Consider the following 14891-nt stretch of genomic DNA (forward strand, 5'->3'; position numbering starts at 1 on the left):
GTTTCCTCCAGGTGAACGTTGGATGGACTCCACCTTTCCGGCCGGTGGTGAGACGTTCCTGAAGCCTCCGTGAGAGACCTCTCACGGAAGGAGGCGATACCCCATGCCGCGGACGGTCTGGATCCGGTTGGCGCCGAGTTTGCGGCGCAGGTAGCGGATGTAGACGTCGACGACGTTCGAGCCCGGGTCGAAGTCGAAACCCCAGACCTGGGAGAGAAGCTGCTCGCGGGACAGCACCTGGTCGGGGTGCCGGCAGAAGACTTCGGCCAGCAGGAACTCGCGCGCGGTCAGCTCGACGGTCGCACCGTCGACGAGGGCACGGCGGGTGCGCAGGTCCAGGGTCAGATCACCGACCTGCAGGATGTTGGCGTCCGGCGTACCTTCGCTGCGCAGCCTGAGACGCACGCGGGCCAGGAGTTCCTCGAAGGCGAACGGCTTGGCGATGTAGTCGTCCGCGCCGCCCTCCAGCCCGGCGACCGTGTCGCGCACACTGTCCCGCGCGGTCAGGATCACCACCGGCATCGTCACCCTTGCCTCGCGCAACCGCCGGAGCACGGTGAACCCGTCCACCCGCGGCAGCCCGATGTCCAGAATCAGCAGGTCGTAGGCGCCACTGGCACCTTCCTGGTACGCCGTCTCGCCGTCGCCGACCACGGTCGTCACGAACCCGTTGCTGCGCAGACCGCGGTCGACGAACGACGCGATCCGCTCCTCGTCCTCGGCAATCAGGATCCGGTTCATGTCAGGCCCACTCTCTCACTCGCCGGCAGGGTCAGCTCGAACCGTGCACCCGGACCGGGCGCCAGTCGTACGTCACCGCCATGGCCCTGGGCGATCGAGCGGACGATCGCCAGCCCGAGTCCGGCGCCTTCGGTCCGGCGCTGATCGTTGCCTCGGGCAAATCTCTCGAAGATGCGCTCGCGGTCCTCTGGCGCCACCCCCGGCCCGGAATCGGCCACCCACAGCAGCACGCTCCCGTCGGCATCGAGGTGCGAGCCGACCTCGATCCGGTCGCCGGCCTTCGTGTGCCGGACCGCGTTCGACAGCAGCTGCATCAGCGCCTGGGTCAACCGCTGGCCGTCGGCCACGATCGTCGCGTCGGCCGTCGCCGCCACCCGCCAGGCCCGGTCCGCCAACGGCCGCGCCTTCGCGACCACCTCGACCACGAGCTCGGTCAGGTTGACCTCGCCGAGCTCGAGGAAGCCGGGGCGATCGCTCTTCGCCAGCACCAGCAGGTCGTCGACCATCCGGTTCATCCGGGCCAGCTCGTCCAGTACCAGCGCCTTGGTCTCGGCCCGGTCGCGCGGATCGTCGCCCATCAGCTCCAGATGGCCGCGGATCACCGTGATCGGCGTCCGCAGCTCGTGCCCGGCGTTGTCGACGAACTCGCGCTGCGAGGTGAAGGCGTCCTCCAGCCGGTCCAGCATCGTGTTGAACGTGCGGGCCAGGTTCGCGACGTCATCGTTGCCGACGACATCGATCCGGCGGCGCAGGTCGGAGTCGCTGATCCGCTCCGCGGTGGTGCGCAACTGCCGGATCGGCGCGAGCACCCGGCCGGTGACCGCCCAGCAGGCACCCGCGGCCATCGCCAGGATGATCGCGCCGATGATCACCAGCCACCGGGCCGCGTCCATCGACGGCTTGGCGATCACATCGCGGAACTCGAGCACGACCAGCCGCGCGCGGACCGGCTGCTCGCCGATCTGCACCGGGATGACGCCGTACCGGACCCGTCCGGCCGGGCTGTCGATCCAGCCGTACGACGGTTCGGTCGCACCGGCCAGACGTCGTACGAAGGCCGCGTCGGTGTCGAGACGGGCCGGCGGGGTGCCCTGGCTGCGGTGGTACTCGCGGCCGTCGACGATGGTGAAGAACGCCTCGGAGTCGTCCGGCAGGTTGCTCTGGAGCCAACGGTCGAGCAGGGCCTCGGGCCGGGTGAAGGTCTCGGCCGCCGGGGACTTCGCGAAGGAGCGGAACTTGTTCGCCTCATGGGTCAGTTCGTCGTCCGCGGCCGCGTCGGCGCGGACCGCGAGGACCTGCCAGGTGAGGAACACGAGTGCGGAGAGTGCGAGCGCGAGTACACCGAACATCCAGCCGATGATCCGCACCCGGGCGCTGACCACCGGCAGCCGTCGGCCATCACCCATCGTCGTCGTCCGGGTCGTCCACGCCGTCGTCGTCATCGTCCGGCCCGGCCGTCTGCGCCGGGGGCGGCGCCACCGGTTCGGCGCCGGTGGTGCTCGTCACCGTGGGCTTGCTCGACGGCGGCGTCCGCGGAGGCGTCGGAGTGGGGGTTGGTGTCGGCGTCGTACTGGATCCGGCTGGTACGACGACCGTCTCGCCGAGCTCGGGTGACGACCGGTCGGCCAGGAACCGGGGCAGCAGGACACCGGCCACCACCAGCAGGCCGGCGACGACCCCGTAGATCACGCGTGGAGACCGCATCCTCAAAGCCTGCGATCCCACCTGAAGAACCGCATGAGCCGAAGATTACAGAATTCTCATCCTCGGACGGCGGAGAAGACCCGTCACCGCACCCGGCGGCCCGTATTCCGGTTGCCTGCCGGCCCTGGAGCCACCAGGATCGCGGCCATGAACGAGCATCGCCCTGTCGCCCTCATCACCGGCGTCGGCCGCACCGTCGGGATCGGCGCCGGCATCGCCCGCAAGCTCGCGGCCTCGGGCTGGGACATCGCCTTCACCTACTGGACCGCCTACGACGAGCGGATGACCTGGGGTGTGGAATCGGGTGCCACCCAGGAGATCACCGAGGAGCTCAAGAAGCTGGGCGCCACCGCGGTGCCGATCGAGGGCGACCTGGCCGACCCCGCGGCTCCCGAGCGGATCTTCGACCAGGCCGAGGAGCGGCTGGGCACTGTGACCGCGCTGATCATGTGCCACTGCGAGTCGGTCAACTCGGGTCTCCTCGACACGACCGTGGAGAGCTTCGACCGGCACTTCGCGGTGAACGCGCGGGCGACGTGGCTGCTGATCCGCGAGTTCGGCCGCCGCTTCACCGGCCTCCCCGGGACCGGCCGGATCATCGCGCTGACCAGTGACCACTACGTCAACCACGTGCCGTACGGCGCGAGCAAGGGCGCCCTCGACCGCATCACGTTGGCCGCCGCCCACGAACTCGCCCACCTCGGCATCAGCTCCAACGTGATCAACCCCGGCCCGATCGACACCGGCTGGATGACCGACGAGATCCGCGCCAGCGGGACCAAGCAGACGCCGCTCGGCCGGCTGGGTACGCCGCAGGACACCGCGAATCTGGTCGACTTCCTCTGCTCGGAGCAGGGTCAGTGGATGAACGGCCAGCTACTGCTGAGCAACGGGGGCTTCGCTTAGGCGTCGGGGACGGTAGAGCTCGGCGGCGCCGGCAGCCAGGGCGAGGGACAGGATCAGGAAACCGGTGTAGAGGTACCACGGGTTGAGCGACTCGCCGTTGAGGCTTCGCCACAACCAGCCGTGCGAGATGAGGATGCCCGCCGCGCCGACCAGGCGGGACCACAGGTGTGGCAGGTACAGCAGACCACCGAGCAGGAACGCGGGCAGGAAGACCATCCCGGCGCCGGAGAACAGCGGCAGGCACAGTACGGCGAAGGCCCGCCACCACCGGGATCGGCCGGCCTGGCGGACGCCGTACAGGATGCCGAGGACCAGGCCGCAGACGCTGGTCAGCGTGAGGATCGTGGCGGTCCCGGCCCAGGTGAACTGCGGCTCGGTCGAGATCAGCCGCATCCAGCTCCGGGCGGCGATGCCCCACAACAGGCCGAGGCCCAGCCCGGCCGCGGCCGAGCGCGGAACGCTCAGGCGACGCGGGCCGGACTCGATCGACTCCTGAACGGTCACCAGGACAAGGGTAGGCACGCCAATCGTGCGCCCGCAGCACCGTGATGGTCGGTCGGCTTCTCGTGGATGACGACCGACCGGTTGCCAGGCAAGGGAGTGAACGGTACGACGGTCATCGCGTTGCCGGCGCCGGACGGGCTGACGGTGAAATCGAGCCAGATCTCGGTGCTGGGATTGACGCGCGGTGGGACCTCTCCCGCGATGATGTCGGTGTTGTAGTGCGGACCGGCGGCCGCGCCGTCACCAGCGACGCAGGGGCCGGAATGCAGGTGAGCACCGAAGGACCGGCCGGCCGCGGAGTTGCCGATCCCCCGCACCTGAAGGATCGCCAGCGTCGAGTCGCCGGGTGAGACCAGCACCACGAGAGCGCGCGCGTTGTCGAACGGCCCGCCGGCGGTCGGTGCCAGGTCGCGCAGGTCGTCGTGCGCGGTGACGACCAGCGTCTTTACCGATGGTGCTGCCTGCGCCGCGGCGGGTGTTGCCAGTGCGGCGACGGCCAGAACGGCCAAGGTGCTGCGGAGAAGTGCTGTCATGACTCCCTCGAGATCCGTACGAACCGGAAACCGTCGCGGGCGGGTGACAGTGCCCAAATCCTGCCGCAACCCAGGCCATGCCCAGCTAGCGGGTGGGTCTGGCGAGGGTCGAGGCGGCTTGCTGGAGGGTCGTCAGGACGGTGCGGACCGCTTGGCGGGCGGTGCGTTCGGGGCGGTGGAGGGCGTCGATGTGACGGCGGGCGTGGACGCCGCGGAGCGGGCGAAGAACGACGGACGGGTGGCGGCGAGCGGTCCACCGGGGCAAGAGGGCGATACCGCCGCCGGCGGCGACCACTTCGGCGACGACGGTGAACTCGTTGATCCGGTGGACCAGGTTGAGGCGATGGTTGGCGGCGGCACCGATCGCCTCGATGGTGGCCATCAGCGGGAAGCCGTCGTGGACGGTGATCCAGGGTTCGTGGGCGAGGTCGCGCGGAGTCAGTTGACGCTTGGCGGCCAGTGGGTGGTGTTTCGGGACGGCGACGTCAAGCGGTTCATGGAGCAATGAGGTGACAGCGACCGTGCGCGGCCAGGCGGCGCCGTGGTCGAGGCGATGCGCGAGGACGACGTCGTACTCGCGGGTCAGCAACGGGAACTCGTCTTGCGGGACATCCTCGTCGTGCAGGCTGAGCTGAGGCGCGGCATCGGACCGCAGCAGCAACGGGTAGAACGTCGCCGCCGCGCTGTGGAAGGCCGCGACCGACACGACACCATCGGGCTGTTCGATGAACTCGTCGACGGTGTGCCGTGCCCGGGCCAGCGCGCTCTCCACGTCGGCCGCCGCACCTGCGAGGGCGCGACCGGCCGCGGTGAGGACGACCCGCCGGCCGTCTCGCTCGGTCAGTGGCACCGGGATCGACCGCTGCAGCAATCTGAGCTGCTGTGAGATCGCCGACGGCGTCACCAGCAAGGCCTCCGCGGCCGCGGTGACACTGCCGAGCTCACCGACTTCCCGCAGTACCCGCAACTGTCGCTCGTCCATCCCTACACTGTAGGCCCGCTACAAGGTCGGTTAAGAAGTTGGTACTTGGCTTCAACATACTCTCCGGTCACCGTTGAGCACGTGCTCGCATCCCGCCGTACCGACATCGTGCTGTTGCTGGTCGCCGTCGTGTGGGGCTCGAGCTATCTGGCGGCCAAGACCGCGACCGGGTCCACACCGGTCCTGACCGTGCTGTTCCTGCGCTACGGCATCTCCGCGATCGCACTCCTGCTCTTCGTCCGGGGTGTCAGCCGGCGTGAGCTCAAGGTCGGTGGGTTGCTCGGCCTGAGCCAGGCGGCGGTCCTGGTGCTGGAGACGTACGGCGTCACGCACACCAGCGCAGCCAACGCCGGGCTGATCATCAGCCTGACGCTCGTCCTGACACCGCTGATGGACCGGCGCCGGATGCCGCCGAGGTTCTTCCTAGCTGCCGGTCTGTGCATCGTCGCCGTGGGGCTGCTGATGTCCGGCAACGGCCTGCACGCCCCCGGTATCGGCGACCTGCTCATGCTCGCCGCTGCGGTCGTCCGCGCCGCCCATGTCGCCCTGGTCGGCCGCCTCGCGACCGGCCTCCGGCCGTTTCAGGTGACGACGGTGCAGACAGTCGTCGGAACGGCTCTCTTCGCCGTGCCTGGCGCCAGTCACCTGCCGATGGACGCCGGCGTGGCAACCTGGCTACAACTGGTCTACCTCGCGCTGTTCTGCAGTGTCTTCGCGTTCCTTGCACAAACCTGGGCTGTGCAACGCACTTCTGCCAGCCGGGCCAGTCTCCTGCTCGGCACCGAACCCGTCTGGGCTGTTGCCATCGGCATCATCCTCGCCGACGAGCGTCTCACCGTGCTCGCAGCGATCGGAGCCGTACTCATGCTCACCGGTACGACCTGGGGTCAGTCCATCGAGCGGACACACCGTGCTGCAGGCGATCAGCCAGAGGCCGAAGCGGGCGTCGCCGCAGGTGCCTCCCGGGATGGCCGGGAGGCACGTGCGCGGTGTCGTTAGGAGCGTGTCCACTTCTGGTTGTCGGCGCCGTTGCAGTACCAGACGTCGATCGCCGTACCGTTGCCCGTTCCGCCGCCGGCGGCGTCGAGGCACAGATCAGGACTCGCCACGCTGGTGATGGTGAGGTCGGCGTTGAGGTTCCAGGCCTGGTTGGCCGCGCCGGTGCAGTTCTCGATCGTGACCGCGCTGCCCGCCGCACCTGCGGTCATGCACTTGTCCGCGTAGACGGTGAGTTGCTTGTCGGCCGTGTAGTTCCACGACTGGTTGCCGCCGTTGTTGCAGTCCCACAGGTCGAGCGCCGTACCAGGAGTCGTCGAGAAGCCGGGTACGTCGACACACCGGTTGCTGGCAACACCACGCAGCGGCTCACCCGGAGGCGCCGGCGGCAGGTCGTTGGACGGCTCCTGCTTCAGCAGACCCCAGCCCCACCACAGCTGCGCCAGACCACTCTGGCTGTTGACCTGCAGATCGCTCGGGCCGACCTGGGTCGTCATCGAGTAGGAGTCGCCGTTGCGCAGGCCGGGCCAGTAGACGATGCCCATGTTCTGCTCGCGCGCGACCTGGGTGAGCGCAGCGAGGTACGACGTGTAGACGTTGCCCTCGTGGTTGCCGTAGTTCAGGCCGATCGTCATCGGTGAACCGGCCTCGTCGATGATCGTGCGCCAGCCGTACTCGCCGATCCGGGGCCGCAGGTTCGCCAGCCAGGCCGCCTCGTTCTCGTCGGAGGCCCAGAAGCCGTAGAAGTGCAGCGACAGCAGCGTGCCCTCGAGTTCGGGCGCCGCACCGACACCGGTGACGTTGTCGTTGTAGCCGGTGCCGGAGATGACGATCCGGCCGCGCGGGACGCTCGGGTGCGTGGCGATCCAGGACGAGGTGAGCGACACCCACTCGGTCAGCGAGTAGCCGAACGGCTCGTTCATCGGCTCGAAGTACACCCGCGGGTTCTTGCCGTACGCCGCGACCACGGTGTTCCACATGGCGGCGTACTTGGCCGGATCGTCGACCCGGCCGTCCTTGGCGTTGTCGGCCTCCCAGTAGCTGAGGATGACCTTGAAGCCGCCGGCGACGGACGCGTCGATCGCACCCCGGTAGGACTTCCACCAGTCAGTCCCGACACTCGAGGGGTTGATCGGCAGGCGGATCGTGTTGGCCTTCAGCTCCTTGCGGAACTCGCCCGTGATGCCGATGGCCTTCTGGTACGTCGTCGCATAGGAGTCCGCCGTACTGAGCCCGGACGGGACCACCTCGTCGTCGGCGTAGTTGTCGCGCGGGTCCGCCCAGTTCACACCCCGGAACTCACTCGTCCCTTTCGGCCCGGTGGAGCCGGCGGTGGCGGCTGACTCGGCGGTGGCGGTCGTCGACGCCCCGGCCGGCACCGTGATCGCGGCGACGACAGCCGTCGCCGCGAATGCCGCGGCCGCGATACGCCCAACAGTTGATCTCACGCGTTCTCCGATCCTCACGAACGAGCGGCGGCCCCGACGCCGCGGATTTCCGTCTCGCGGTGATGTTTACGTAAACACGGGCAGCCGTCAATGGCCGATGTTTGCGTCAACATGGGATGTGACCGGCGTCACACTCGAAACGTCGGACGTCCTACCCGATCCGGACGGCGGTGATCGCGAACCGTTCGACGTCCTGGACGTGACCGCCGGTCGAGGCCACGACCGTCACGGCGCCCTCGTCCGCACCACGGAACGTCACCCGGACCGACCAGGCTTGTCTCTCGCCGCCGCCCGGGACACAGCAGGACGAACCGAGCGGCTGCTCGGCACCGGATTGGCGGACGTCGATCCGGATCGACTCGTCGACTCCGGTGATCCGGCCGCCGACCGTGATCGGTGAGGTCACCGTGGCGCCGTACCGCGGCCGCTCGAGGGTGAGGGTGCTGTCCTGCGTGCCCACAACCTCCCACGGTGCGTCGTCACCCTGGCCGATGCGGACGAGGTGGATCACCGCCGCGACACTCGCCGGGCCTTCGCTGGACTGGTAGCCGACCGAGATCCACGCCTCGTCGCCCTTGATCGAACGCGCTATCACCCGGTCGATCTCGGTGAAGCCGAGGAAGCCGGTGGTGAAGGACAGCGCGGTCTCGTCCGCGGCCAGGTGCCAGGGCTGCTGCCCACCGTCGCGGTACGCACGTTGCCACGCGACAGCCTCGGCGACCGAGGCGAACGGCCACAAGGGCTGGTATGCAAACGTCCGTGAACTCGGTGGCACTTGTCTGGTCGGAGAAGGCGCGGCCGGTGACTGCGCTGCTGACGAGGTGGTGGTGGTCGTCGTCGGGGATGCTCCAGGCAGCGGTACGGCGCCCTGCCCGGTCGAAGCGGGGTCACCGCCGAGATACAGGACCCCGAGGCCTGCCAGCAGTGCGGACAGGAGCGTGACCACCACGGCACCCGCGATGACCGCCATCGGTCGCATCCGTGGCTGCTCGCGTTCTTGTCCTGGCCCGCCCGACGCCATCTGACCAGCCTCCCGCCCCTACCCCCATTAGACCGCTACTTGGTCCGGACGAGCTCCAATCGCAGCCATTTGGCAAGATCTTTGAGTTCGCGCTGGACCGCGGCGGTCAGGGTCTTGCTGAACGGTTCGTCCTCGTGGATCGCGTCGACGCGGAGCATGCCGGCCTTGTGGTCGGAGGTCGCGTCGACCTTCCCGACCAGGCGGTCGCCGTGCAGGATCGGCAGCGCGAAGTAGCCCCACCGGCGTTGGGCGACCGGCTTGTACATCTCCAGCTGGTAGTCGAACTCGAACAGCTCGGCGAGCCGCTTCCGGTCGTAGACGAGCCGGTCCAGCGGCGACAGCAACGCCGTACGGCCGGAGAAGGGCTGACCGAGCAGGGTCGGGTCCACTCGCCACTCGCCGCGGACGCCCTCGACCACGGCCGGCTCCCCCACCGCGCCGACGTCGAGCGGCTCGCCCGGGCAGGCCGGGCCCTTGGCTCGGGCGATGCCGAGGGACCGCAGCCGCTGCTCGTCGCGGATGCGCTTCGCTTCTTCGACCGGGACGGCCGGCTCGTCCGGATAGACGCGGGAGGCCAGGTCCCACAGGCGATCGCGCCCGTCGCGGCCGGCGACCGCGACCTCGCCGCGCTGCAGCATGAACTCGAGCAGCTGGGACACGTTGCGGTTGTTGGTCCAGCCCGACGACTTCCACGACTTCACGCAGGTGTCCGGGAGCTCCCGCATGACCAGCGGGCCGTCCTGCCGGAGCCGCTCGAGGATGTCCAGCCGACACCCCTCGTTCGCCTTGACCCAGTCGCGCCGGTACTCCTGCCAGTCGAGCAACGGCCCGTCGCCCGGCCACGCATCCATCTCGGCCCGGAACAACGCCAGGCTCTCACTCGGCCGGACGAACCCGCGCAGCTCGATCAACGCCTGCGTCTCGAGCGCCTCCACCAACTCAGCCGGCGAGTACGACGATCCGAGTCGACTCCAGGCCACCAGATCAGCGTTCGGCGCCACGGCGGCCGTCTGGTCGTACTGCACCACGGTCAGCCGCCGGACGACGTCGTACAGGTCCTCTGGGCGCTCACTCTCGAGCACCTGCGCCCGTACGGCGATCCGCCGCGCATCCTGCCGGGAAAGCTCATGCACACCCACAGCCCGAGGCTAGGGCACCCGGCCGACAATTCAGCCCAGCGTTCGCCAGTACGACCAGAACTGTTCGGTGATCAGGGTGAGGACGAGGACGGCCCAGAGGGTCAGGACGACGCCGTGGTAGGTGAAGCGGCGGCGGAGGTTGTGGAGGGTGACGTACCAGAAGATCGGGATGGTCACCGCCCAGACGACCATGCAGTACGGGCACAGCGCACCGATCCGGTACAGGCTCTGGAAGATCAGCCAGTGCACGAAGACGACCGCGAACGTGACCCCGCCCTGCAGTCCCAGCCAGAACCACCGGCGGAAGGTCGCACCGGCCAGCAGTGCCGCGCCGATTGTCGCGACCATGGCGAAGCCGGCGATGCCGAGCAGCGGGTTGGGGAACCCGAACGCCTCGGCCTGCGGCGTGGTCATCACCGAGCCGCAGGACAGCACCGGGTTGATACTGCAGGACGGGACGTACGCCGGGTCGCGCAGGATCGCGATCTTCTCCACTGTCAGCACTGCTGACGCGGTCAGCCCGATCAGACCGCCGAGCAGCAACGACCACGGCAGCAGCCGCGGGAACGGCCCGGACCGTTCCCGCGGCTCCGTGCTATCCGAGAGCGGCATCGATACTCGCGACCAGGTCCTGCACCGACTCGGGCTGAAGCTTCTTCCCGTTGAGGAAGAACGTCGGCGTACCGGTCACGCCCAAGGCCTCGCCGTCGGCGACGTCCTTGCGGATCCGCTCCAGCGTGGCCGGGTCGGCGTACGCCTGGTCGTACGCGGTCAGGTCGAGGCCGAGTTCCTTCGCGTAGCCGCGGAAGCGGGTGTCGGCCGGGACGCGCTGTTCGCCCCATTCGGCCTGGGTCTCGTACATCTTCTGGTACATCTGCTCGAACTTGCCCTGTTTCGACGCCGCCTCGACCGCGCGGGCGGCCCGCTCGGCGTTGAAGTGCGACGGGATCGGGAAGTACCGCACCACGAAGGTGACGCGACCCTCGTAGTCCTTGCGCAGTTGCTCGATCGCCGGGTACGCGGCCCGGCAGGACTCGCACTCGAAGTCGAGGAACTCGACGAAGGTCACTTTGTTGTCGGCGGCAACGTCCAGCTTGTGGCTGTCCGGCCGCACCAGGCGTTCGTCGACGGCCGCGGCGGCCGGTGGATTGTCGTCGGAGCCGGCGGCGTTCGCTACCAGCAGGATCGCGACCACGACCGCGAAGGCCGCCGCGATCCCTACTGAGATTCGGGTGTTGAGACTCATATCAACCTCTGTCAAGCGGAGAACAAGAGAAGGAGGCCGCCGACGGTGTAGGCGACCATGACGACCAGCAGCGGGATCTGGCCCGCCAGTGCCCGGCCGCGCGCGAACAGCGCGACGGCACGGTCATGGGCGGACACGACACCCAGCAGGTGGCCGATGACCACGGCACTGACCTGCACGGTGGCGATCGCTGCTGGGTAGTTCGTGAGTCCGGCGTTGACACCGAGCAGGCCGGTGCCGAACACGTTCCAGCCGTTGCTGAGCGGGTCACTGAGCAGGATCACCGTTCGCTGCCCTTCGAGGACGAGCAGGGTGAAGTAGTGCGCGACGACGTACCCGAGCACGATCGGCACGACCGAGTGAGCAAACATGCCTGGCAAGGCAGACTTGTCAGACAGTCTTCCGGCTAACACAGTTGCCGCTGAGTACGTCACCAGCACGAACACGACGAACCCGGCCAGCGCGATCGTGCCGAGCAGGGTCTGCGAGTACCCCGAGTTCTGCGCCCAGGCGATCCACAGCGTGCTGCGGGAGAATCCGTCGTACGCCGTGGAGCCGAGCAGGGTGGCGACCAGACCGACCAGCCCCGGTCGTGGTGTGAGGCTGTCCAGGTTCTCGAGCGGCCGTCGTACGACGATCGCTCCGTCGGTACGACGGCCGAACGGCGAGAGCTTGGCCATCAACGTCGCGTACGCCTCGAACGGGTCAGCGGCGGCGAACCACCGGTCCCCGAACAGCACCGCACCGAAGAGGACGTAGACGACGTACAGCGCCAGCCACGTCTGCAGCACGAGGAGTGTGGCCCGGTCCGGCGCGACCAGCTCCAGCCAGGCGAACGCGAAGATCCCCACGGCAGCAGGCCACAAACCCACTCGCGGGGACAGCTCCAACAGTCCTTGGCGCGGGTTGTGTCGCAGGAGTCGGCAGACCAGCAGGTGCAGTGTGCGCAGCGGGTTCAGAGTCCGCCACACCGGTCCGAGCAGCAGTGACACGGGCACCAGGCCGACCCACACCAGGATGTACACGAACCCGAAGATCGGGTTCGTCAACCGATCCGCCCCGGCCAGCAACGCCATCGCCGCGTAGGCGAACGCTGCCAGCCCGAACAGGCGCACCGACCACCGCAACCAGGACGAGTCCAGTGCGGTGGCCAGCACCGACGGCAACGGCGTACCGGAGGCGGCGCCGCGATAGCGAGGTGTTCGCCAGGCGACGGCCAGGATCACGAACGACAACGTGATCGCGACCGCCGCACCGGTCACGGCGAACTCCAACGGCACCGGCAGGTCCTGACGGCCGCCGATCCCGTGCAGCGGCAGAACCTGCGCGGTCATGAGACCTGCAGCTTGAACACGAGCTTGCCGCTCTCGTGCGTCTCGACCTCGAAGATCCCCTTGATCGAGGTCGTGAACTCGACGGACCCGGGTTTGCCCGGCTTCAGGTCCAGGGTCTTGTCGTAGCCGTGCACGTGCAGCGACTCGGGTACGTCGCTGACGGCGGTGATCCGGACCGTCTGGCCGGGTTTCGCCTTCACCACGGCCTGCCCGCCGGCCGTGATCTTCCCGCCGGCGATCGACACGTCCACGGTGACATCCGCCGTACTCGCGGGGGTCGGCGAGGTCCTCGGTACGACGGTGGGCTTCGCGGTGGGTGTGGTTGCCGGTGTGGGAGCTGGTGTGGGTGTGGGTGACGTGGTGGTGGTCTCGGCGACCGAGGTCTCGGCGGTGCCGCAGCTGGTCAGGGCGACAGTGACGGCGACCGTGGCAAGGCAGGCGGCGACAGCGCCGCGAAGTGAGAGCCGCATGGCGGCGTCCTTTCGGGGAATGAGGAAAAGGTATGCGTGAAGAAGTCACGCATGGTGAGGGACGGCGTCAGCCGGACGTCACGTCCGCAGGATGCAGAGCCTGGCCAGATCAGGTGGCGCCGAGACCACTGGACGGCGTGGTGGCGCGAGAGTCACGACGGCTTGGCGCGGCGCCTCGCCGAATCGTTCGCGGCGCAGGAACAGGCCGACGCACAGCAGCAGGAGGAACGAGCCCGCCGCGAAGGCCAGGCACGGCATCAGCGCGTGCCGATGGTCCGAGGCGTCGACGGCGAACGTGTCGGGCGCCAGCATGGCGACCTGTTCGAGCCGTTCGACCACACCGTGCGGATCCACCTGCAGCGCGGTCACCGACGAAATCGCCGGGACCGCGGCGGGCTCGTCCGCGGAGAAGCTCAGACCGTGCAGCGCGAACACACCGAGCAGCGCTCCCAGCATCACCAGGGAACGCACCAGCCGTTGCGCCGCATTCATCACCGCACAGGGTAGCGGTTGAGGCATCCTGGGAAAGGCGAGGGGAGGCTGGCGGTGGGCAAGGAGAATGTGGTGCGGGTGGCCTTGGTGCTCGCGGCCGGCCGGGGTCTGCGGATGCGATCGACGCACCCGAAGGCACTCCGCCGCGTCGGCGGCATCAGCCTGCTGGAGCGGTCGGTCCGGGTGCTGCGACGGGCCGGGGTCGAGCGGATCGTGGTCGTGCTCGGCTATCGCGCCGACGAGGTGATGGCCGCGATCAAGAGCCGCGACCTGCCGGTGGAGGTCGTGGTCAACCCCGATTGGGAGAGCGGTACGGCGTCCTCGGTGCTGACCGGTCTCAGCCGGATCGGCGACCGGCGCTGCCTCGTGGTGATGGGCGACCACGTGCACGAGGCGGACGACGTACGGCGACTGCTTCAGACACCCGCCGGGAACGTCGCGGCCGTGGACCGCTCGGGCCAACCCGCCATCGCCATGAACAGCACCCGACCCAACCGGGTCCGGCTGCGCGACGACGGGTCGGTGGCCGGTCTGGGGCCTGATCTCGACGAGTACGACGCTGTCGACGCGGGACTGGTCGTGGTCGACGTACAGGACGTGCTGTTCGTCAACTACCGGGCGCGGGAGACATGGCTGGAGCTGCGGCAGCAGTTGCTCGCGCACGGGTGCGAGATGCAGTCCCGGGAGGTGCAGGGCCTGTGGGCCGTCGTTGACACACCGGAGACAGTTCGAGCGCTTGAACGGTCCATGTGGCGTCGGTACGGCCCCAAACCCACCGACGGAATCATCGCCCGAGTGCTCAACCGACGCATCTCCGGACCGCTCACGCGCCTACTGCTGCGCACCGGCCTCACACCTGATCTGGCGACCGCACTGGCCTTTGCCGTCACGCTCGTGGCCGCGGGTCTGGTGGCCACGGGTGAGACGTGGCTGATGGTTGCCGGCGGGCTGGGCGTCGTACTGGGGTCCGCACTCGACGGAGTCGACGGGGAGCTCGCCCGGATCAGTGTGAGGGCCTCACGGCGTGGTGCGGTCTTGGACACGCTTCTGGATCGGTACGCCGATCTGGCCGTCGTACTGGCGCTCGTGCTCGCGACCGGTGCCACTCTGACCGCCTGGGTCTGGGGGTTCGCCGCTGCGGTCGGGTGCCTGCTCGTGTCCTATGTCCATGCGGTCGGCCGGGATACCGATGTACGGCTGCTGTTCCGGCGTGAGTTCCGGCTGTTGATCTTCGCGGTGGCCGCGATCGCCGGATTCCCGCTCTGGGGGCTGATCGTGGTCGCGATCGCCGCCAACCTCGATGCGATCCGTGGGGTCGTGCTACTGCTTCGGGCGCTGCGTAACGCTCCGTGGTAGGGCACGATGTAGCTAGCGG

17 protein-coding genes are annotated in these 14891 nt (G+C 68.7%); 3 read left to right on the top strand and 14 right to left on the bottom strand.

Annotated features, from left to right (window positions below; genetic code table 11):
* Positions 1-81: 81 nt before the first annotated feature.
* From ACGFIF_RS36200 to ACGFIF_RS36210, 3 genes are read right to left on the bottom strand one after another with little or no spacing between them, the layout of a single operon-like run.
* Positions 82-741, bottom strand: a complete 660-nt coding sequence (locus ACGFIF_RS36200) for a response regulator transcription factor (RefSeq protein ID WP_393160794.1) — start codon at positions 739-741, stop codon at positions 82-84.
* Entirely contained in the window at positions 738-2183 is a 1446-nt protein-coding gene (locus tag ACGFIF_RS36205) for a sensor histidine kinase (protein WP_393160796.1), read from the bottom strand. Before ACGFIF_RS36205 ends, ACGFIF_RS36200 begins: the two co-directional genes overlap by 4 nt.
* Complete coding sequence (locus ACGFIF_RS36210) at positions 2140-2445, bottom strand: hypothetical protein (RefSeq protein WP_393160798.1); 306 nt, start codon at positions 2443-2445, stop codon at positions 2140-2142. The genes ACGFIF_RS36205 and ACGFIF_RS36210 overlap by 44 nt, the downstream gene beginning before the upstream one ends.
* A 147-nt stretch (positions 2446-2592) precedes the next feature.
* Between ACGFIF_RS36210 and ACGFIF_RS36215 the strand changes: the two genes are divergently transcribed.
* Positions 2593-3351, top strand: coding sequence for an SDR family oxidoreductase (locus ACGFIF_RS36215; RefSeq protein ID WP_393160800.1), 759 nt, complete (start codon positions 2593-2595; stop codon positions 3349-3351).
* Here ACGFIF_RS36215 and ACGFIF_RS36220 read toward each other — a convergent pair.
* From ACGFIF_RS36220 to ACGFIF_RS36230, 3 genes are all read right to left on the bottom strand, one after another.
* Positions 3322-3855, bottom strand: coding sequence for a hypothetical protein (locus ACGFIF_RS36220; protein ID WP_393160802.1), 534 nt, complete (start codon positions 3853-3855; stop codon positions 3322-3324). The two genes, ACGFIF_RS36215 and ACGFIF_RS36220, sit on opposite strands and share 30 nt — an antisense overlap.
* Entirely contained in the window at positions 3852-4388 is a 537-nt protein-coding gene (locus ACGFIF_RS36225) for a hypothetical protein (protein ID WP_393160804.1), read from the bottom strand. The genes ACGFIF_RS36220 and ACGFIF_RS36225 overlap by 4 nt, the downstream gene beginning before the upstream one ends.
* An 85-nt stretch (positions 4389-4473) precedes the next feature.
* Positions 4474-5370 (bottom strand): LysR family transcriptional regulator, encoded by an 897-nt coding sequence (locus ACGFIF_RS36230; protein WP_393160806.1) that lies wholly within the window; start codon positions 5368-5370, stop codon positions 4474-4476.
* 81 nt (positions 5371-5451) lie between these two features.
* Between ACGFIF_RS36230 and ACGFIF_RS36235 the strand changes: the two genes are divergently transcribed.
* Positions 5452-6369 carry a DMT family transporter gene (locus tag ACGFIF_RS36235; RefSeq protein ID WP_393160808.1) on the top strand — a complete coding sequence of 306 codons (918 nt, stop codon included), beginning with the start codon at positions 5452-5454 and terminating at the stop codon, positions 6367-6369.
* Here the strand turns inward: ACGFIF_RS36235 and ACGFIF_RS36240 are convergent.
* The 8 genes from ACGFIF_RS36240 to ACGFIF_RS36275 all read right to left on the bottom strand — a co-directional run bounded on the left by ACGFIF_RS36240 (position 6366) and on the right by ACGFIF_RS36275 (position 13516).
* Entirely contained in the window at positions 6366-7814 is a 1449-nt protein-coding gene (locus ACGFIF_RS36240) for a ricin-type beta-trefoil lectin domain protein (protein ID WP_393160810.1), read from the bottom strand. The two genes, ACGFIF_RS36235 and ACGFIF_RS36240, sit on opposite strands and share 4 nt — an antisense overlap.
* 151 nt (positions 7815-7965) lie before the next feature.
* Complete coding sequence (locus ACGFIF_RS36245; RefSeq protein ID WP_393160812.1) at positions 7966-8793, bottom strand: hypothetical protein; 828 nt, start codon at positions 8791-8793, stop codon at positions 7966-7968.
* Positions 8794-8870: 77 nt separating this feature from the next.
* Complete coding sequence (locus ACGFIF_RS36250; RefSeq protein WP_393160814.1) at positions 8871-9974, bottom strand: DNA glycosylase AlkZ-like family protein; 1104 nt, start codon at positions 9972-9974, stop codon at positions 8871-8873.
* Between the two features lie 30 nt (positions 9975-10004).
* A complete protein-coding gene (locus ACGFIF_RS36255) occupies positions 10005-10586 on the bottom strand; it encodes a vitamin K epoxide reductase family protein (RefSeq protein ID WP_393160816.1) in 582 nt (193 codons plus the stop codon).
* Positions 10570-11220: a DsbA family protein gene (locus ACGFIF_RS36260; protein ID WP_393160818.1), complete on the bottom strand. Its 651-nt coding sequence runs from the start codon at positions 11218-11220 to the stop codon at positions 10570-10572. The genes ACGFIF_RS36255 and ACGFIF_RS36260 overlap by 17 nt, the downstream gene beginning before the upstream one ends.
* An 11-nt stretch (positions 11221-11231) precedes the next feature.
* A complete protein-coding gene (locus tag ACGFIF_RS36265) occupies positions 11232-12554 on the bottom strand; it encodes a hypothetical protein (RefSeq protein WP_393160820.1) in 1323 nt (440 codons plus the stop codon).
* The gene (locus ACGFIF_RS36270) at positions 12551-13024 is read right to left on the bottom strand and encodes a hypothetical protein (RefSeq protein ID WP_393160822.1); all 474 of its coding nucleotides are present in this window, start codon (positions 13022-13024) and stop codon (positions 12551-12553) included. The genes ACGFIF_RS36265 and ACGFIF_RS36270 overlap by 4 nt, the downstream gene beginning before the upstream one ends.
* A gap of 78 nt (positions 13025-13102) precedes the next feature.
* Entirely contained in the window at positions 13103-13516 is a 414-nt protein-coding gene (locus ACGFIF_RS36275; RefSeq protein WP_393160824.1) for a DUF6153 family protein, read from the bottom strand.
* 54 nt (positions 13517-13570) lie between these two features.
* Between ACGFIF_RS36275 and ACGFIF_RS36280 the strand changes: the two genes are divergently transcribed.
* The gene (locus ACGFIF_RS36280) at positions 13571-14872 is read left to right on the top strand and encodes an NTP transferase domain-containing protein (RefSeq protein ID WP_393160826.1); all 1302 of its coding nucleotides are present in this window, start codon (positions 13571-13573) and stop codon (positions 14870-14872) included.
* Positions 14873-14891 lie beyond the last annotated feature (19 nt).

The sequence above is a fragment of the Kribbella sp. NPDC049174 genome (genome assembly GCF_043197365.1).
Taxonomy (GTDB): domain Bacteria; phylum Actinomycetota; class Actinomycetes; order Propionibacteriales; family Kribbellaceae; genus Kribbella.

Excerpts from the sequence above, each read along its gene's own strand:
- ACGFIF_RS36200 (WP_393160794.1), bottom strand. The coding sequence starts at position 741 with ATGAACCGGATCCTGATTGCCGAGGACGAGGAGCGGATCGCGTCGTTC.
- ACGFIF_RS36205 (WP_393160796.1), bottom strand. The coding sequence starts at position 2,183 with ATGACGACGACGGCGTGGACGACCCGGACGACGACGATGGGTGATGGC.
- ACGFIF_RS36210 (WP_393160798.1), bottom strand. The coding sequence starts at position 2,445 with ATGCGGTCTCCACGCGTGATCTACGGGGTCGTCGCCGGCCTGCTGGTG.
- ACGFIF_RS36215 (WP_393160800.1), top strand. The coding sequence starts at position 2,593 with ATGAACGAGCATCGCCCTGTCGCCCTCATCACCGGCGTCGGCCGCACC.
- ACGFIF_RS36225 (WP_393160804.1), bottom strand. The coding sequence starts at position 4,388 with ATGACAGCACTTCTCCGCAGCACCTTGGCCGTTCTGGCCGTCGCCGCA.
- ACGFIF_RS36230 (WP_393160806.1), bottom strand. The coding sequence starts at position 5,370 with ATGGACGAGCGACAGTTGCGGGTACTGCGGGAAGTCGGTGAGCTCGGC.
- ACGFIF_RS36245 (WP_393160812.1), bottom strand. The coding sequence starts at position 8,793 with ATGCGACCGATGGCGGTCATCGCGGGTGCCGTGGTGGTCACGCTCCTG.
- ACGFIF_RS36255 (WP_393160816.1), bottom strand. The coding sequence starts at position 10,586 with ATGCCGCTCTCGGATAGCACGGAGCCGCGGGAACGGTCCGGGCCGTTC.
- ACGFIF_RS36260 (WP_393160818.1), bottom strand. The coding sequence starts at position 11,220 with ATGAGTCTCAACACCCGAATCTCAGTAGGGATCGCGGCGGCCTTCGCG.
- ACGFIF_RS36265 (WP_393160820.1), bottom strand. The coding sequence starts at position 12,554 with ATGACCGCGCAGGTTCTGCCGCTGCACGGGATCGGCGGCCGTCAGGAC.
- ACGFIF_RS36270 (WP_393160822.1), bottom strand. The coding sequence starts at position 13,024 with ATGCGGCTCTCACTTCGCGGCGCTGTCGCCGCCTGCCTTGCCACGGTC.
- ACGFIF_RS36275 (WP_393160824.1), bottom strand. The coding sequence starts at position 13,516 with ATGAATGCGGCGCAACGGCTGGTGCGTTCCCTGGTGATGCTGGGAGCG.